Below are 17,344 nucleotides of genomic sequence, written 5' to 3'. Positions count from 1 at the left end.
TCAGTGATTGTCGGTAGGCTGGACCAGTGAATAATCAGAATCCCGGACTTTTCATCGCCTTCGAAGGCGGTGACGGCGCCGGCAAGTCCACGCAGGCCGCCCGGCTGGCCGGGACGCTTGAATCACGCGGCCTGACCGTGCTGCGGACCAGGGAACCCGGCGGCACGCCGATTGGCGAAAAACTGCGCTCCCTGGTGCTGGATCACGGCCACGGCCACATCGACGCGCATACGGAGGCGCTGATCTTCGCGGCCTCCCGTGCCGCGCACGCCAGCCAGGTCATCCGGCCTGCCCTGGAGCGCGGCGAAGTGGTCCTCACTGACCGCTACATCGATTCCTCCGTGGCTTATCAGGGGGCCGGCCGGGATCTTGGCACAGACGCCGTCCGGAGCATCAACGAGTGGGCCACGTCGGGGCTGCAGCCGGACCTAACCGTCCTGCTGGATGTCCATCCGGCCGACGGCCGGAGCCGCCGCACGGCCGGTGACGCCCAGGAGGACCGGCTGGAATCGGAAGCCGACGAATTCCACGCCCGGATCCGGCAGGCCTTCCTGGACCTTGCCGCAGCGCGCCCGGACAGTTACCTGGTGCTTGAGGCGCAGTTGTCCGTGGATGAGCTTGCCGCCTGCATCCTTGACCGTGTGGACCGGCTTCTGGCCGCTCCCGGCAGGGCCCCGCGATGACAGTTTGGGATGACCTTCAGGGCCAGTCCGCCGTCGTCGCCCAGCTGCAGCAGGCAGCCACGGGCGAAGGACTGACGCACGCGTGGCTGTTCACCGGCCCTCCCGGCTCGGGACGCTCAAACGCTGCCAAGGCCTTTGCCGCGGCGCTGAACTGTGACCAGGACGACGTCTCCCTGCGTGGCTGCGGCGAGTGCCACGCCTGCAGGACCATCCTCGGCGAAACCCACGCCGACGTCGCCTTCGTCCGCACCGAAAAGGTGACCATCACCATCGAGGAGGCCCGGGACCTCGTTTCCACGGCCGGCAACAGGCCCTCGTCTGGGCGGTGGCGGATCATCGTGGTGGAGGATGCCGACCGCATGGCCGAACGCACCACAAACGTGCTGCTGAAGGCCATCGAAGAACCCACCCCGCGGACCGTCTGGATGCTCTGCGCCCCCTCCCCCGCGGATGTCCTGGTGACCATCCGGTCCCGGTGCCGGGCAGTGGCACTGCGGCTGCCGCCGGCCGCCGACGTCGCGGCGCTGCTGGTAAAGCGCGACGGCGTGGATCCGGCGGTGGCCGAACGCGCGGCCCGCGCGGCGCAAAGTCACGTGGGAATTGCCCGGCGCCTGGCCCGCGACGCCGAGGCCAGGGAACGGCGGTTGGAAACAGTCCGCTTCCCGCTGGGCCTCCGGGGCATTACGGCCGCTGTGATGATGGCTGATAAACTGGTCAAGATCGCCACCGAGGAGGCCAACAGCTCCAATGAGGAGCGGGACGCCGCCGAGAAGGCCTCCCTGCTGGCCACATTGGGTGCCCCCGAGGCCGGAACGCTGCCGCCCGCCATGCGCAGCCAGGTGAAACAGCTGGAAGATGACCAGAAGCGTCGTGCGAAGCGCTCCGTGACTGATTCCCTGGACCGGACGCTGACCGATCTCCTCTCCTTTTACCGGGATGTGCTGATCATCCAGATGGGAAACTCCGTGGAACTCGTCAACGTTGAGTTGAGGAGCGAGCTGGAAGATTTCGCAGCCCGCTCGGGCCCGGAGGTCACCCTCGCCAGGATGGATGCCATCAACAAGGCGCGGAAACGCATCACCACCACGAACGTTGCACCGCTTTTGACCATAGAGGCGATGGCCGCGGGCCTGATTTAGGTTCCGGTCAACAGACCACCTGCCCGACGACGCCTAACGCCTCTGCCCAAGGAGTACCGCATGATGTCCACACCTCCCCTGACCGCGCGATCGCGCTCCTTCGCTACGGCGCTGCGGGCTGCCGGAGCCATGGCGGTGGTCGTGCTCCTGACGTCGTGCAGCTTCCTGGGGCTGTCCAAGGACGGTGCCTCGCAGGGGAATTCCACAGGGCAGGCGGACCCCTCCATTGCGGCGGCAGCTCCGAAAGGGCTGCAGGCTTTTTACTCCCAAAAGGTGGTGTGGGGGCCATGCGAGGACAAGATGCAGTGCGCCAAGGTCAAGGTGCCGCTGGACTATGCGAAGCCGAACGGCGAAACGATTGAAATCGCGGCCCTGAAGATCGCCAGCACGGGAGCCAACAAGCAGGGCAGTCTGCTGGTCAACCCGGGCGGGCCCGGTGCCTCCGGCTACGACTTCGTGAGGGACGCCGGAAACAGCCACTTCTCCGACAAGGTGCGGGCCAACTACGACCTCATCGGTTTCGACCCCCGCGGCGTCAAGCGTTCGGCGCCCGTCAACTGCCTGACGGACAACGAACGGGACGAGTCCCGGGCCAAGATCTACTCTCCTGAAACGGACTCCGGCCTGGCCGCTCTCCTCGCCGACAACAAGGCCATCGCGGCGAAATGTGCCCAGCAGACCGGCCCCGTACTGGGGCACATCGACACCGTCAGCGCGGCCAAGGACCTCGATGTCCTCCGTGCCGTGGTCAATGACTCCAAGCTCCACTACATGGGGTTCTCCTACGGAACTTTCCTCGGTTCAACCTACGCTTCGCTGTTCCCCGACAACGTGGGCCGGATGGTCCTCGATGGCGCCCTCGACCCGTCGCTCAGCGCTGAAGAGCTGACTGCAGGCCAGGCCAAGGCCTTCGACAAAGCGCTGCACGCCTACGTTGCGCACTGCCTGAACGAGGAAGGCTGCCCCCTGAGCGGCACCGTGGACGACGGTATCCGGCAGATCCACGACATCATCCAGTCCGTAATCGCGACACCCCGCACAGCCAAGGACGGCCGTACCGTAGGCGGCAACACGTTCGTCAGCGGTCTGATCGTGCCGATGTACGGCAATGAAAGCTGGCCTGCCCTGACCCAGGCCCTGGACGCGGCCATGAAGGGCGACGTCAGCCTGATGCTGCGCCTGGCGGATCTGGGCGCGGACCGCGCACCGAACGGCAAATACACGTCCAACACAGCCCTGGCCTTCGGCGCGATCAACTGCCTGGATTACCCGACGAACAGCAATCCGGCGGCCATGCGGGCCGAAGAGCAGCAGCTCCGCCAGGTGTCCCCCACCCTGGGGTACTTCTTCGCGTATGGTGGCGCCAACTGTGCCAGCTGGCCCTACAAGAACCTGCGGACACCGGCACCGGTCGAATACAGCGGCTCTTCCCCGATCGTGGTGGTCGGCACCACGGGTGACCCCGCCACGCCCGTGGAGTGGGCGAGCGCCCTCCGGAAACAGCTGGGCAACGCCTCACTGCTGACCTGGAAGGGCGAGGGCCACACGGCGTACGGCCGGTCCAACAGCTGCATCACCAACGCCGTGGACAACTACCTCGTGGACGGCAAGAAGCCGGCGGACAACACCGTCTGCTGACTCGGCCGTTCCGCCGGGCAGGCCCCCGTGCAGTCCGTTTCCGGCCTTCGGCGCACGTCATTTTGACCCGGGCGCAGGGACTCGATTACAGTTGACTCTTGCATGAACCGGCCGGGTTTTCCCGGTTGTTTGGTGCGGTGCTTCCTTAGCTCAGTCGGTAGAGCGTTTCACTCGTAATGAAAAGGTCATCAGTTCGATTCTGATAGGAAGCTCGAGAAGAACCCCGTATTTCCGCTGATACAGCGGGGATGCGGGGTTTTCTGCTGCTTGTGGGGAATGGCCTGGGCAGGCACAGGGAACACCGACTTTCACCAACCGCCGCGCGTGGGCGTATGTCCCTTTCGGGCATCGTCGGGCATTGCCATTTCGGCCCGCAGGCCCAGGAGTCGGATCGGACGGCCCGCTTCGATTCCGGCTGCGAGGTCCAAGGCCCGCGCGAGGATTTCGTTCCGGTCGAAGGTCTCGGGAATCTTCCTCGCGTGGGTTTTGGTGAAGAACGGCGCGTACCGAACCTTGAGGGTCAGCCCAACCACGGGCCGTCCTTCGGCCACAACATCCTCAAGGACACGCGCTGTCAGCTCCCTCACGGCGTCGTCCACCTGGGCGGGCTCGGTCAGGTCCCGCTGGAAAGTGGTCTCCCGGCTATGCCCGCGGGCAACCCACGGGGTGTCGTCCACAACGCTGGCGCCGTCCCCGCGTCCGAGCTCCGCGTACCAAGGACCCATCCTGGGGCCAAACTCCGGAACCAGGTCTTGGGGGTCGGACGCGGCGAGCTCCGCGACTGTGTTGATGCCGAGTTTGGCCAGCCGGCCCGACACCTTGGTTCCGACGCCCCACAGGTCCTTGGTGGGCCGACTGCCCATGACGTCGAGCCAGTTCCCGGAAGTGAGACGGAAGACGCCAGCCGGTTTGCCGAAACCGGTGGCGACTTTGGCTCGGACCAGGGTGTCGCCGATGCCAACGCTGCAATGCAGCTGCGTTCGCTCCAGGACGGCGGCCTGCACCTGCCGGGCGTAGGATTCTGGATTCTCTGTCTCAGTGCCTATAAAGGCTTCATCCCAACCAAGCACCTGCACGGTGGCCCCGGGCTGCGCGCGCAGGGTGGCCATCACCGTTTCAGACGCCGCGAGGTAAGCCTCCTGATCGACGGGCAGGATCACAGCGTCTGGCACTTTCCGGGCCGCAATGCGTAAAGGCATTCCGGAACCCACGCCGAACGCCCTGGCTTCGTAGGATGCGGTCGACACCACGGCTCGTTCCGTGGGGTCGCCCCGACCGCCGACAATGATCGGCTTGCCCGCAAGCTCCGGCCGCCGGAGCACTTCGACCGCCGCGATGAACTGGTCAAGATCGACGTGTAACACCCACCGGATTCCGCTCACGCCACCAGTCTGCCCTAAACATCCCTGGCAAGCATCGGCTCTCGATGATGCGGCCGAGGAATGCAGACGGGTCTCGACCTTCGGCCACTGGCCGCCACCCGACTGCGCAGGCCGGGCGTTTGACGCTTTCCCGAGGTCAGCCCAGTTGTCGCTTAGCCCGATCCGGGTCGGGCATGATCCCGGCCATAGCTCGTGCCTGGTCCAGGCGCTTCTGGTAGTAGGTCGCGCCCATGACGTGGGAACACCGCTACTCTATGGCCATGGCCGCGGGAACAGGCAGAGACGACAACAAGTACGAGTGGCAGGACTGGCCGCCGGATTCGCTCGAGGGCATGCCGCCGAAACGGAGGCGACTGGCAGGATGGGCGATCTTCTGGTTCTTACTGCTCGGCTCGCTGCTGGGATCCGCCTTGGAGGCAACGGGCATCGTGCAGCCCTGGCGCGAGCTGCTCGTGGTGGCCGCGTTGGCTGCCGTCTTCGTTCCACTGATGCGGGCCGCCGTCCTGGAGACACGCCAGCTGCGGGACGAGGGCATCGAGCTGCCGTCCCAGCCCGTCACGCGGAGGTCGATGATCTCCTCGGCCGTCGTCACAGCTTTGCTCTGGGTCATCTTTGCCGTCGCGTCGGCTATCCGCGAGGAACAGGCCTTTGTATTACCGCTTCTGCCGATAGCGGGCACCATTTGGCTTGCGTTCCAGATGTTCCGCTGGAAACGCCGTCATACACCTGAATCGCCTAGTGGACAGGGTGTCGGACCCGGGGACTAAGGCAATGTCCTTTCCCAGCCTACCCGCGGCGTCGGCTTGAGCGTCTCAGCTGCCATGCCTGAATCCTCCTACGACAGGAGTCGCTTTGGGACGCCTGGCTTGGAGTTGCCGGGTCCGGTGCTGCTGGGGGAGCGCGTCCGGACCCGGCCGTTCTGGTTGTCAGGTCGCGGCACCTTCAATTCCAGGACAGGACCAGTCTTGCCTGTGCATCATGGGATAACCGCGGGATTTGGCACCGAGGGTTGCACCAGTGCCGCCCAGAATTGAGGGGGCGGCTCCAAGGTTTACGTAGGCAACTTCCCCCACCACCATGGTCGTGGACGGGAAGGTCGTCAACTCCCCCTCCGACGCAGCCGGACAGCGCGCCGTCAGTGATGCCCTCTTGGTGCTCCCCCCCGACGCAAGGACTGAGAGTCGGCCTTGCAGCTGTGGTGTCGGCGGCGGTTCGCACTGGGGCTAGCCGGTGAGACACGCCGCCGACGGCGTTTCGAGGCCTCCCCCAAATTGGGCTGCCCCCGGAGCCCAAAGGCTCCGTTACGCGATTTAATCGTAAGCCTACTTATCACCCGAGTCCAGAGGCGCAGCAGCCGCGGGATAGGCCGGTGGCGGCCGAAGCAGTCAGCATGCTTAGTATTAGACGAGGATTTGGGCTAGGGTAAAAAGGTAAGCCGCTGGCGGACCCGCCGCGGAGCCAACCGTAGGGAGAAACACCATGGGTTTGGATGACAAGATCGGAAACGCTGCCGAGAAGCTTGGCGGCAAGGGCAAGGAAGCTGCCGGCGAGGCCACGGGCGATGACAGCCTCAAAGCCGAAGGCCAGGGCGACCAGGCAAAGTCGGACGTGAAGCAGGCCGGCGAAAAGGTCAAGGACGCCTTCAAGGAATAGTCCACTGCATAATTCAGAAGGGTGCAGCTCGAGTGCGGGCTGCACCCTTCTGGTGCATCAAGAGGTCATCAGCCTCGGATTGCCACCATGGAGTTGGCCGGCGCCGGTGCCTAGAGTGATGACATGGCTGATACTTTTTCTTCTCTGCTGGAAGCGTTCAAGAACGTTGGCGTGTCCCGGGCGTACGGCCCTCCGGTCCAGGTCGGCGGTGTAGAGCTGCTCCCCGTTGCCCTGGTGTCCTTCGGGTTCGGGGGCGGCACCGACGCAGAAGGCAGCGACCGTGGCGGTGCATCCGGTGGCGGCGGAGGCGGCTTCGTCTTACCGCTCGGAGCTTACAGCCGCGCCGGCGGCGGCCACCTCGTGTTCCGGCCCAACACCATCGCTGTTCTGCTGAGCATGGTCCCGGTGGTGGCCGCAGCAGGGTTCGCGCTTCGAGGAGCCGTGCGAACCATCCGATCGTAGCCCACGACTGGAAGTACCCCTCGCCGGAATTGCAGGCAGGGACGATAATAAGAAGTGGATCACCGGGGCTGGGCCGGCGGCGGAGCCGCCTGTCTGAGACCAGGGCGGTCCCCCCAGCCGCCGTCGGCCCTTTTAATGCGCCCGAGCGCGCGGGCCGGCCTGGTCCGGAACTGTGGCGCACGCACCGGAAACGCACAGGTGCCTCCCGTAAGTTCTGCACGCTGGGCTTCGCAGGGTGACCCGCCAGCGGGCGGTTCCGTAGCCCAAAAAATCTTATTGTCAGGCCGTCCCAGCGGTGCTAGAACAGCCTTATCGGGAGGTTTCAAAGGAGATTATGCGAAGGTCAGCTACATCAGATCGCCTCATGGACCGGGATGGGATGCCGGAACACGCTAAGGCTGTTTTTTGGGCGGTGGGCTTCTAAAGTACGCCAAGGCGCATTGTCGCGCACCTGCAGCAGACAGCGTACGGATTGTCCCTCCCGCAACGTGGTCCCCGGTTGCGGAAGCGGCCGGGGGCCACATCACCAACGCTGCAAGATGGAATCGGCAGCACGGAAACTCCCTCAGCTGGAATGGAATCCCGGTGGACCAGGCGACGCTCGTCGGCTACGGTCTTGGCTACTTCGCGACCATGATCGCCGTCTTCATCATGTTTCTGCCCGCCTTCATCATCCTGTCCCTCCTCCTGCTTCTGGCCGGGGCTGTACAGTTGGCGCTCCTTCTCCTGAATGCCGTGGCCTCCGGCCTGCACAGGACCCTCATCCGGCTGTTAGCGACACTGACCGACCGGCTCCGCAGACCCCGCAGGCGCCGGGGCGGAACGCCTGTCCCGCACTGACGGTTGCCGTACCCCTGCACGCTTAGTTCGTGTGGCCGCCGAGATTTCCACTCTTGATCGGATCCTGTGGGAACTCTTCCACGGTCTTGAGGTCCTCACTGGACTATTCAAAGAGCCGTGCAGCAGCGTCGCGGCTCTTCTCGGGATTCAGGGGGCTGCTGTGACAGACGAGAACGACGTGCCAGTGCTGGACAGCGGCGCCCTGCAGTCTCTTGCGGACGAAGCCGGCCCCGCCACAGCGCATACGTTCATGGACGAGTACCTGCAGATGCTGCCCGTCCGCGCCGCAAAAATCCTTCGCGGTCTAGCGGGCCACGACGCGGACTCAGCCGCCGAGGCACTGGTGAGCCTGAGAGCAACATCCGCCATGGCAGGAGCACTTCGTCTCGAAGCATACTGTCGGGACCTTGAACGCGCACTGAACCGTGGACACTGGCCCGATCCGAAAGCTGCTAAGGCGGTGCTGTTCGCGAACATCCGGCTGCTCGTCCGCGAAGCTAACCGCCAAGGCCACCTCCCCGGACCGCGGCCTAAAGGTCCGGAAGCCGGCTAGGTGCCCGGCTTTTCCTGTCATGCCGTCCTAAGATGGCTGGCATGGAGGAGCAGGAGCTGGCGGACGTTGCGGGACGCCTGTATGCGCTGCCCTTCGACGAATTCGTGGCTGCCCGCACTGCTGCCGGGAAGGCTGCGGCAGCAGAGTCCAACGGACCGCTGGCCCAGGCCATCAAGGCACTCCCCAAGCCCTCCATCGCAGCCTGGACTGTCAATATGCTGGCGCATCACCGGCCAGACGCCGTGCGGGAGCTCCGCGACCTCGGGCAGACGATGCAGGGGGCCCAGGCCGCGCTCGACGCCGCCGCCCTGTGGGAGCTGTCCCGGGAGCGGCGCAAGCTTCTTGCAGCGGCCGTGAATACCGCACGGCGCGCAGCAGAGGAGCAGGGCCGTTCCATTAGCGGGGCGGTGGCCTCGGAGGTGGAAGAGACCCTGCGGGCCGCCACTGCCGACACAGCTGCCGCGGCTGCCGTACAGAGCGGGCTGCTGCTGCGGGTTCTCACGGCCGACGGCGTGGACCAGGTTGATCTCAGCGGCGCAGTTGCGGTTCCTGCCGCCCTGGGGCCGCTGCAGCAGCCCCCGCGGGTCACCGGCGGGCATGCGGGGCCGCCTCCAAAGGTCAGCCGCCGGCAGCCGCCGGAGGGGCCTGAGAAACCGCGGATGCAGGCGGTGCGCCGGACGCCCCGCCCCTCATCGCCGTCGGTCCTGGACAAAGCCTTGGCGGCACTCGCCGAGGCTGAAGCCGCGGCGCAGGCAGCCGCCACGGAGGCCGAGTCCCGTGACGAAACCCTGCAGGACGCGGCAGCGGAGTTCACCCGCCTCACGGCCGAGGTGCGCGAGACAAGACAGCGGCTCAGGAAGGCGGAGGACTCCCTGGAAGCCGTCCGGAAGGACCTTGAAACGGCAACTGCCGAGGCGAAGCAGTCAGCCAGGGCCGCCGAGAAGAGCCAGCGAACGGCCATGCTGGCGAAGGAACGGGTGCTCCGGTTGCGCAACACACCGGACTGAAGGACAAATAATGTCAGACCCCGGTTGCACCATTGAGTCATGGAAATGAACCAGGAATTCCACGTAACGTACTTTGAAGCCGACTGCGGGCGGGTCCGGACCGAGGTCTTCGATACCGCCGCCGACGCCGAACGGTTCGCCAGCCGCTGCCTCTCCGGCGAGCACGACTGGGCCGTCGTTGATGCCGTGGCTGCCCAGCAGGCCCAAGCAGCGGCTTAACCGCCGCTGCCATCTGGACAGCAAAGGCCCCGCCCGGCTGAGGTCAGCTGCACTGCAGCAGATCCGGTGGATCAGCTCAGCGGGCGGGGCCTGCGCGGCTAAAGGTCAGGCGAAGTCGGACACGGCCGGGTCCGGCCCGATGCGTCCCGTTCCCGCCGCCGTGCGGTCCAGGCCGTTGATGGCTTCGACGTCGGACGCGTCAAGCGTCACGTTCAGCGCATCGTAGTTCTCGCGGATGCGGGACTCGGTCACCGACTTGGGGATGACCACGTTGCCGATGGCCAGGTGCCAGGCGAGGACAACCTGAGCGGGAGTGGCGCCGTGCTTGTCCGCGATTGCCGTGATGGTGGCGTCCTCAAGGAGCTCACCGCCTTGGCCCAGCGGGGACCACGCCTGGGTCAGAATGCCCTTGGAGGCATTGAATTCCCGGAGCTCGGCCTGGTTAAAGAAGGGATGCAGTTCCACCTGGTTGATGGCCGGCACCACTCCGGTCTCATCGATGACGCGCTGCAGGCCCTCAACGGTGAAGTTGGAAACACCGATGGACTTGACCCGGCCGCGTTTCTGCAGCTCGATCAGCGCCTTCCAGGTGTCCACGTATTTGTCCTGCTTCGGCTGGAGCCAGTGGATCAGGTACAGGTCAAGGGATTCGAGGCCCAGGCGCTCCAGTGATTCCTCGAACGCCGCCAGCGTGGACTCGTAGCCCTGGTCCGCGTTCCACAGCTTGGTGGTGATGAAAATTTCCTCCGGCGACAGCCCGGAGCTCGCGATGGCGCGGCCCACGCCGGACTCGTTGCCGTAGATCTTGGCCGTGTCGATGTGGCGGAACCCCGCCTGGAACGCCTGGAAGACGACCTTTTCAGCTACATCGTCCTCGACCTGCCACACGCCGTAGCCGAGCTGGGGAATGGTATTGCCGTCATTGAATGTCAGTGTCGGTGAAGAAGTCATCTGTCCATCCTGCCAACAATTCCCGCTTCGGTGCACGCAATGGCCGGAAGCTAAGCTAGGCGCTTAACGCTCGGAATCCGGGAATTTTTTGCATGCCCGCCGGGCGACCGGGCGACAGCTGTCCCAGTCTTGGGCCAGGTCAGGCTTCGGCGAGCTGCCGCTCCGCGTCGGCCACCTGCTCGAAGACCGTCTCGGCCCGCCGCCAAACCGATGCCGCGCCCACGGGAACGGGACCAACGGCGAGGCGGAGCATTGCCGCGGCTTCGGCCGTGGCCGCCAGCGAGTTTCCCGCCTTCGACAGCGCGCGGTGGACGCCGGACAGCGCGTGCGGGATGTCCAGCCCGTCGCTGGGAGAGCGCCGCTGCGCCTCAACGCAGACCTGCCGGACGCGGCCGGACAGCTCCGCGAGCTGGTTCGCGATCTCGACGAGTTCGCCATAGAGCTGCTCGTCCTCCACGCCTTCAAGAATCTGGTGGTAGCGGTCCAGACCCCGGTGGAAGCGGTCGTGGGCTCGCCGCCACAGCCCTTTACCGAGTTCGGCGTCGTCTTTCCGCCCTTGCCGGGCAGCGGTAAAAAACCCCAAGCCGAACTACAGGTACTGGCCCGGACCGTGGTCAGGGTCTTCCTGCCGCCCAGGCCTGAGCGGATCGGATCCCGGCTGCGGAGCCTTGGCCCGCTGGGGCTCCCCGTTCTCTCCCATAACCACGCCGGGAGCGATGACAGTGCCCGGCGGAAGCTGGCGCAGCTGCATCTGGGCCATGGCATGATCCCGGGCCGCGTGCTGGGCAGCAACGGCGGTTTGGATGCCGTGGAACAGGCCTTCCAGCCAGCCGACCAGCTGGGCCTGGGCAATCCGCAGCTCAGCGTCAGACGGCGTGGCATTGTCCGGGAACGGAAGGCTGATGCGTTCCAGCTCGGCAACGAGTTCCGGGGCCAGCCCGTCCTCGAGTTCCTTGATGGAGCGCTCATGAATCTCCGCCAGCCTGCCGCGGGCGGCGTCGTCCAAGGGCGCCGACTTCACCTCGTCCAGCAACTGCCGGATCATCGTGCCGATCCGCATCACCTTGGCGGGCTCATCCACCAGGTCCTGAAGGCTGCTGCCCTTGGGCTTCGACGGCTCCGAAGCGTGGTCGCCACCTGCCGGGACCGCGTCAGGGTCAAGGGTGGTGCCCTCCACGGGGACGTCCTCACCGGGACGGGACCCGGCCTGTGAACCGGCATCGGTGGCGGCCGCCCGGGCGGTTTGAGTGTCGTTCGGATCGCTCATGCGTTCATACTCTCACGAGCCCGGAACGCCGAGTCCAGTCAATGAAGCTCCTTGACCTGGATTTCGTTTCGTCCGTAGCGAAACCCCGTTTTCGGCGCCAGTACGCCTGGCGGGTGCCGGCCAGCCACGGGGTCGCCCCCGCCCTGCTCAACAGCACCGCCCCTGCGGGTTGCTGTCCTGGCGGTCGGTCCGGTCGCGCCAGAATTCCCGCTCGCCCATGGGCGGAGTGCCGTGGCCGGCGGCCGAGTGATGCTCCAGGTACTTCGCATACGCGTCCGCACCCATGACGCCCTGAAAGTACCGGGCGAAGCCGCGTAAGCCCGCGGCAACGGCGTTCTGCGGTCCGGCGGAGCCGTGCCCCGCGGACCCCGGCGCCGCAGTTCTCTGCCCGGCGCCCATCAGTGATGGCCCGCCCTCTCGAAGCGCTGGTCCGCCGGAAGCCTGGTCCACTCGGCCATCAGCTCGCGCTCGGCCGGAGTGGGGATCAATCCTGCCGGTGCGTAGACGCGGGACGGCTGCGGCGTGTCCTCGTGGTCGGCATTCGGAACGCCGGCGGCGCTGTTGCGGAACGCCTTCACCGTGGCCACCAGCGCGGTGACGATGACGACGATGCTCAGCACCACGAAAATCACCGATAGCCAGCCCTGGATCATGGTGTTGCGGACCACGGCTTCCATGGCCGTCACGGTCTTCGCCGTGCCGAAGGACGTCTTGCCGTCAGCGAGGGCCTTCGAGAAGGCGGCGTTGTTGGCGAAGTAACCCACGGCCGGCACGTCAGAGAAGATCTTCTGGAAACTCGCTGTGATGGTGACGACGGCAGTAAACGCCAGCGGCAACGCGACGATCCACAGGTACTTGAACGCACCGCGTTTGGCCGCGATGGCCATGCAGACCGCGAGCGCGATGGCCGCCAGCAGCTGGTTGGCGATGCCGAACAGCGGGAACAGCGTGTTGATGCCGCCCAGCGGATCCGTGACGCCCATCAGGAGCACAGCACCCCACGCGCCGACCATGACCGCCGTGCAGAGCCATGCTCCTGGCCGCCAGGAGGCTTCTTTGAACTTCGGCACGAAGTTGCCGATGGAATCCTGCAGCATGAACCGCGCAACGCGGGTTCCGGCGTCGACGGCGGTCAGGATGAAGAGCGCTTCAAACATGATGGCGAAGTGGTACCAGAAGGCCATCATGGCTGTGCCGCCGATGAACTGCTGCATGATGTGGGCGAGGCCTACTGCCAGGGTGGGCGCGCCGCCCGAACGGGAGATGATGCTCTCCTCCCCCACATTGGAAGCGGTCTGCGCCAGGAGATCGGGAGTGATGTTGACGCCGGCCAGGCCGAGGCCGTTGACCCACTGCGCCCCAGTTTCCACGGTGCCGCCGGTCAGCGCCGCAGGCGCGTTCATGGCGAAGTAAATGCCGCGGTCGATCGAGATTGCGGCCACGAGCGCCATGATGGCGACGAAGGATTCCATGAGCATGCCGCCGTAACCGATGAAGCGCGTCTGCCGCTCCTTCTCAATGAGCTTGGGCGTGGTGCCGGACGAGATCAGCGCATGGAAGCCGGACAGGGCTCCACAGGCAATGGTCACAAACAGGAACGGGAACAGCGCGCCAGGGAACACCGGTCCGTTGTCCCGGCCGGCGAACTCGCTGAAGGCCGGGACGGTGATTTCCGGGCGCACCACGATGATGGCGAGGGCCAGCATCACGATCACGCCGATCTTCATGAAGGTGGAAAGGTAGTCGCGCGGAGCCAGCAGCAGCCACACGGGCAGGATCGCGGCGATGAAGCCGTACACGATAAGGCCCCATGCGATGGTCACCTTGTCCAGGTGGAAGACGGCGGCACCCCATTCGGTGCCGGCAACTGCCCCGCCCCCAATGATGGCGCCCATGAGCAGCACGAAGCCGATGATCGAGACTTCCATGACCTTGCCGGGCCGGATGAACCGCAGGTACACGCCCATGAACAGTGCAATGGGGATGGTCATGGCCACCGAGAAGACGCCCCAGGGGCTTTCGCCGAGGGCATTCACGACGACGAGCGCCAGGATGGCGACGATGATCACCATAATCAGGAGGGTGGCCACGAGGGCGGCGGTGCCGCCGATGACGCCTAGTTCCTCGCGGGCCATTTGGCCCAGCGACCGGCCGCCGCGACGCATGGAGAAGAACATGACCAGATAGTCCTGGACGGCTCCTGCGAGGACGACGCCGATGATGATCCAGATGGTGCCGGGCAGATACCCCATCTGGGCCGCAATGACCGGTCCGACCAGCGGGCCGGCACCGGCGATGGCGGCGAAGTGGTGGCCGAACAGGACGTTCCGGTCCGTGCGCACGTAATCCTTGCCGTCGGCCTTGTACTCGGCCGGCGTGGCCCTGCGGTCGTTGGGCCTGAGCAGATGCTTCTCGATGAACTTGGAGTAGAAGCGGTAGCCGATCAGGTACGTACACACCGAGGCAAAGACGAACCAGATGGCGTTGACCGTTTCGCCGCGGACAACGGCCAACATGAACCAGGCCACTCCACCCAGGAGCGCGATGGCAACCCAGACGGCAATCTTGGCCGGAGTCCATTTGCGGTCTTCCGCTTCCCGGACGGAATCATCCAGGGACGTGGCCGGAAGCGACGGGTCCGGAACAAGGTCCAGATTCCCGTCCGCTGTCCGGCCGCTGCCATGAGGCATAGTGCCCATGTCTCCTCCTTGAGATCTAAATAATCTGACAATCCTCTCCGGCGCACCCTACCAACGGGCGCCAAGAATCGAGCCGACAACGGCCAGGTGCCGCCCGGCGAAGCGCCGAGCGGTGCAGCAGAGGCGGTGAACGGGTTTCTTCCGGCCGTTCGGTCACTGCGGCAGGCCGGGAATCCGACGGGGCTAGTTGTGGACTCCACAAAGACACCGCCCGACGTCGGCCGGTCCAGTCCGCCGGCCAGCGCCAGCAGCGATGACTTGCCGGATCCCGACGGCCCCATCACCGCAACGAACTCGCCCGCGCTGACGGTGAGGTCGACGTCGCGCAGGGCGGCAACCGCCGTCGCGCCCCGGCCGAAAGTCCTGCTGACCTTGGCGAGCTCCAGGACCTGCCGCGGCCCCAGGACGCTCACCGGCGCGTCTCCGCGTTGAGCGGGGCGGCCTCTTCCACAATGACCCCGTTGGATGTTTTGCGTGCTGCGCTGTGAGTGCCGGCCGTCTGTGAGAGCTGGACCATGCGGGCTTCGCATAGATCCAGCCAGCGGACCTCCGCTTCGGTCTGGAAAATCAGCGAGTCGAGCACCAGCAGCCAGGCAGTGTCACCCGGGCGCTGGCTGGCGGCCGTGTCCCGCCGGGACTTCGTGTAGTCCTGAAGTGCCCGCATGGACGCCACGCGTTGGGCCTGAATGATGGAGGCCACGTCCACTCCAGGCAGCGTGACGGCGAGGGCCAGTTTGATGGCGAGCTCATTCCGCGGCGGATTGCTGCGCTCCACCGGGGTGGCGAACCAGCCCTGGACCTCGGCAGTGCCGGCAGCGGTGATGCTGTAGACCACGTGGCCTTCGCCGTCGCCGCCGTCGTTCCTGACCAGGCCGTCGCGTTCGAGGCGGTCCAGTGTGGTGTAGACCTGCCCGATATTCAGGGGCCAGGTGGACCCGGTGCGGTCTTCGAATTCGACCCTGAGCTGGTAGCCGTAGCGCGGCTGGTCCTGCAGCAGGGCGAGGAGGCTGTGGCGGATGGACATGGTGCTCCTTGGCTGGGAAGGCCGCGGCATGCACCGGCCCCCAAGACCAGTGCATACCGCGTATATGGCGAGCCTAGCGGCATTGCCCGGACATGGCAATACCGGGTATGCATGGAGTCCCTGCCGCTGGAACCGGCGGCCTGCGCGGGGTTACATGACCAGGAGGATCTTGCCCACGTGCTCGCCCGAGTCGAAGTACTTATGGGCCGCCCTGACCTGGTCCAGTGGAAAGGTTTTGGCCACGAGGGGGTGGATCCGGCCGTCGGCGATAAGTGGCCAGACGGCATCCCTGACGGCGGTCATGATCACGCCCTTCTCTTCGGCCGGACGGGGCCGGAGCGCCGTGGCGACGACCGCCGCGCGTTTCCGCAGCAACTGCCCGAGATCCAGTTCGCCCTTGGCACCGCCCTGCAGTCCGATGACGATGAGCCGGCCGTAGTCGGCCAAGGCGTCAATGTTCTGCTGCAGGTACTTGGCGCCCACGACGTCGAGGATCACGTCCGCGCCCTTGCCGCCGTTCTGGGCCCGGAGGCTCTCCGGGAAGTTCTCCTCGGCATAGTTGATCGCAATATCGGCACCGAGGAAGGCTTTGGCCGTGCTGACTTTCTCGTCAGTGCCGGCCGTGGTGGCAACAGTCGCACCGAATGCCTTGGCGAACTGAATGGCCATGGTGCCGATGCCGCCGGTGGCGCCGTGGATCAGGACCGTCTCTCCCGGCTGCAGCTGCGCAGTCATGATGAGGTTCGAGTACACGGTGGCCGCAACCTCCGGGAGGGCGGCAGCGGTGACCAGGTCAACGCCGTCGGGAATCCTCAGAACCTGCTCCGAGCGGACCGCGACCTGCTGGGCGTAGCCGCCGCCGGCCAGCAAGGCCACCACCTTGTCCCCGATGGAAAACGCCTTGGTGACCCCCGGCCCGAATCCGGCGATGCGGCCGGAAACCTCGAGCCCCGGAATTTCCGATGCACCCGGAGGCGGCGGGTAGAAGCCCCTCCGCTGCTGCACGTCTGCACGGTTCAGGCCCGCGGCCACGACGTCGATCAGGACCTCGCCCTGGACCGGAACGGGAGGCGGAACGTCCCGGATTTCCAGCATTTCCGGCCCGCCCGGCTCCGAGATGTAGACGGCTTTCATGGAGAACTCCCGATTTTCTTGCTCATTCCTGCCCCAAAAATAGTGTGCACTGACAGCAACGGCCACCTTTCGGTTTTTGTTGCAGCCAACTGCCTATGAAACACTACTAGTCACGGAAGGTTGTCCGAGCGGCCGAAGGAGCTGGTCTTGAAAACCAGTGTGCGGTAACCCCGTACCAAGAGTTCGAATCTCTTACCTTCCGCGTAGCGCAATCTGCGCACAGTCAGGGGCCGGTTGAGCCAATCGCAAGGTTGGTTCGGCCGGCCTTTTTCATGGGCAGGTAGACCCCGCATTCGGCGCCCTAAACCAAGTACCGGCGAGTACCTGCCCGCCGAAAAATCGAGTACGCACCACTCATGCGCAGACAGCCCTGTTGGCGTTCACTGGAAGGAATCAGCGGTGCTCAACTTCAGATCCCGCGAAAGGGCACCGTTCCGCACCTGCTGCTATTGGGGAGATGTAGCCGTCGTGAGCAAGGCCGAAAAGCAGAGACTGAGGTACTCGGACTACTACTGGTGCATGTCGCTCAAGGACTTCATCGAGTGGGTCGAAGCCGACGACGACAACGAACCCGCCACCTCGTATTCCGACCGGCTCTGACTGCCGGAGCCATTGAAACTGTCATACCGCGGGCATAGTGTCGATCCTGTCTCCATATCCCTTTGACCTGCGGACTTGTTTCGCGGCCCACTA

The 17,344-nt window shown here is 65.4% G+C and carries 19 protein-coding genes, 2 tRNA genes and 1 pseudogene; 13 read left to right on the top strand and 9 right to left on the bottom strand.

Going from position 1 to position 17,344, the window contains the following annotated elements:
* The first annotated feature begins 26 nt into the window (after positions 1-26).
* The 4 genes from tmk (at position 27) to AC1DDG_RS05200 (ending at position 3,672) form a co-directional block, all read left to right on the top strand.
* Positions 27-683, top strand: a complete 657-nt coding sequence (gene tmk / locus AC1DDG_RS05215) for a dTMP kinase (RefSeq protein ID WP_476875191.1) — start codon at positions 27-29, stop codon at positions 681-683.
* The gene (locus AC1DDG_RS05210; RefSeq protein WP_476875190.1) at positions 680-1,822 is read left to right on the top strand and encodes a DNA polymerase III subunit delta'; all 1,143 of its coding nucleotides are present in this window, start codon (positions 680-682) and stop codon (positions 1,820-1,822) included. Before tmk ends, AC1DDG_RS05210 begins: the two co-directional genes overlap by 4 nt.
* 63 nt (positions 1,823-1,885) lie before the next feature.
* Positions 1,886-3,460 carry an alpha/beta hydrolase gene (locus tag AC1DDG_RS05205; RefSeq protein ID WP_476875207.1) on the top strand — a complete coding sequence of 525 codons (1,575 nt, stop codon included), beginning with the start codon at positions 1,886-1,888 and terminating at the stop codon, positions 3,458-3,460.
* Between the two features lie 139 nt (positions 3,461-3,599).
* Positions 3,600-3,672 (top strand) — tRNA-Thr (locus tag AC1DDG_RS05200).
* A 96-nt stretch (positions 3,673-3,768) separates the two neighbouring features.
* Here the strand turns inward: AC1DDG_RS05200 and AC1DDG_RS05195 are convergent.
* On the bottom strand, positions 3,769-4,842 hold the full coding sequence (locus AC1DDG_RS05195) for a DNA polymerase IV (protein ID WP_476875189.1): 1,074 nt from the start codon (positions 4,840-4,842) through the stop codon (positions 3,769-3,771).
* A 230-nt stretch (positions 4,843-5,072) separates the two neighbouring features.
* On the opposite strand from AC1DDG_RS05195, the gene AC1DDG_RS05190 reads away from it, so the two are divergent.
* The 7 genes from AC1DDG_RS05190 (at position 5,073) to AC1DDG_RS05160 (ending at position 9,576) form a co-directional block, all read left to right on the top strand.
* Entirely contained in the window at positions 5,073-5,609 is a 537-nt protein-coding gene (locus tag AC1DDG_RS05190) for a hypothetical protein (RefSeq protein ID WP_476875188.1), read from the top strand.
* Between the two features lie 712 nt (positions 5,610-6,321).
* Positions 6,322-6,495, top strand: a complete 174-nt coding sequence (locus tag AC1DDG_RS05185; RefSeq protein WP_230119936.1) for a CsbD family protein — start codon at positions 6,322-6,324, stop codon at positions 6,493-6,495.
* 123 nt (positions 6,496-6,618) lie between these two features.
* A complete protein-coding gene (locus AC1DDG_RS05180; RefSeq protein ID WP_476875187.1) occupies positions 6,619-6,957 on the top strand; it encodes a hypothetical protein in 339 nt (112 codons plus the stop codon).
* Between the two features lie 585 nt (positions 6,958-7,542).
* Complete coding sequence (locus tag AC1DDG_RS05175) at positions 7,543-7,797, top strand: hypothetical protein (protein ID WP_476875186.1); 255 nt, start codon at positions 7,543-7,545, stop codon at positions 7,795-7,797.
* Between the two features lie 160 nt (positions 7,798-7,957).
* The gene (locus tag AC1DDG_RS05170; RefSeq protein ID WP_476875185.1) at positions 7,958-8,350 is read left to right on the top strand and encodes an Hpt domain-containing protein; all 393 of its coding nucleotides are present in this window, start codon (positions 7,958-7,960) and stop codon (positions 8,348-8,350) included.
* Positions 8,351-8,391: 41 nt separating this feature from the next.
* The gene (locus tag AC1DDG_RS05165) at positions 8,392-9,357 is read left to right on the top strand and encodes a hypothetical protein (RefSeq protein WP_476875184.1); all 966 of its coding nucleotides are present in this window, start codon (positions 8,392-8,394) and stop codon (positions 9,355-9,357) included.
* A gap of 39 nt (positions 9,358-9,396) precedes the next feature.
* Positions 9,397-9,576, top strand: coding sequence for a hypothetical protein (locus AC1DDG_RS05160; RefSeq protein ID WP_230119941.1), 180 nt, complete (start codon positions 9,397-9,399; stop codon positions 9,574-9,576).
* Positions 9,577-9,681: 105 nt separating this feature from the next.
* Here the strand turns inward: AC1DDG_RS05160 and AC1DDG_RS05155 are convergent, their stop codons facing one another.
* The 8 genes and pseudogenes from AC1DDG_RS05155 to AC1DDG_RS05120 all read right to left on the bottom strand — a co-directional run bounded on the left by AC1DDG_RS05155 (position 9,682) and on the right by AC1DDG_RS05120 (position 16,651).
* Positions 9,682-10,527: an aldo/keto reductase gene (locus AC1DDG_RS05155; protein ID WP_476875183.1), complete on the bottom strand. Its 846-nt coding sequence runs from the start codon at positions 10,525-10,527 to the stop codon at positions 9,682-9,684.
* Positions 10,528-10,666: 139 nt separating this feature from the next.
* Positions 10,667-11,110 carry a hypothetical protein gene (locus AC1DDG_RS05150; protein WP_476875182.1) on the bottom strand — a complete coding sequence of 148 codons (444 nt, stop codon included), beginning with the start codon at positions 11,108-11,110 and terminating at the stop codon, positions 10,667-10,669.
* Between the two features lie 6 nt (positions 11,111-11,116).
* The gene (locus tag AC1DDG_RS05145) at positions 11,117-11,794 is read right to left on the bottom strand and encodes a bacterial proteasome activator family protein (RefSeq protein WP_476875181.1); all 678 of its coding nucleotides are present in this window, start codon (positions 11,792-11,794) and stop codon (positions 11,117-11,119) included.
* Between the two features lie 147 nt (positions 11,795-11,941).
* Positions 11,942-12,193 (bottom strand): YbdD/YjiX family protein, encoded by a 252-nt coding sequence (locus AC1DDG_RS05140; RefSeq protein ID WP_476875180.1) that lies wholly within the window; start codon positions 12,191-12,193, stop codon positions 11,942-11,944.
* Positions 12,193-14,493 carry a carbon starvation CstA family protein gene (locus AC1DDG_RS05135; RefSeq protein WP_476875179.1) on the bottom strand — a complete coding sequence of 767 codons (2,301 nt, stop codon included), beginning with the start codon at positions 14,491-14,493 and terminating at the stop codon, positions 12,193-12,195. Before AC1DDG_RS05135 ends, AC1DDG_RS05140 begins: the two co-directional genes overlap by 1 nt.
* Before the next feature lie 188 nt (positions 14,494-14,681).
* Positions 14,682-14,906, bottom strand: a pseudogene (locus AC1DDG_RS05130) (ATP-binding cassette domain-containing protein); the annotation flags it as partial.
* Complete coding sequence (locus AC1DDG_RS05125) at positions 14,903-15,517, bottom strand: PadR family transcriptional regulator (RefSeq protein WP_476875178.1); 615 nt, start codon at positions 15,515-15,517, stop codon at positions 14,903-14,905. The pseudogene AC1DDG_RS05130 and the gene AC1DDG_RS05125, both read right to left, overlap by 4 nt.
* A gap of 150 nt (positions 15,518-15,667) precedes the next feature.
* Positions 15,668-16,651 (bottom strand): NAD(P)H-quinone oxidoreductase, encoded by a 984-nt coding sequence (locus AC1DDG_RS05120; protein ID WP_476875177.1) that lies wholly within the window; start codon positions 16,649-16,651, stop codon positions 15,668-15,670.
* 114 nt (positions 16,652-16,765) lie between these two features.
* Between AC1DDG_RS05120 and AC1DDG_RS05115 the strand changes: the two genes are divergently transcribed.
* Positions 16,766-16,853: transfer RNA gene (locus AC1DDG_RS05115), tRNA-Ser, on the top strand.
* A gap of 197 nt (positions 16,854-17,050) precedes the next feature.
* A complete protein-coding gene (locus tag AC1DDG_RS05110) occupies positions 17,051-17,251 on the top strand; it encodes a hypothetical protein (RefSeq protein WP_476875176.1) in 201 nt (66 codons plus the stop codon).
* Positions 17,252-17,344: the final 93 nt, after the last annotated feature.

Source organism: Arthrobacter sp. 10L430 (assembly GCF_056395245.1).
The sequence above is the reverse complement of the archived record's forward strand: the minus strand, read 5'-3'. Positions and strand labels throughout refer to the sequence as shown.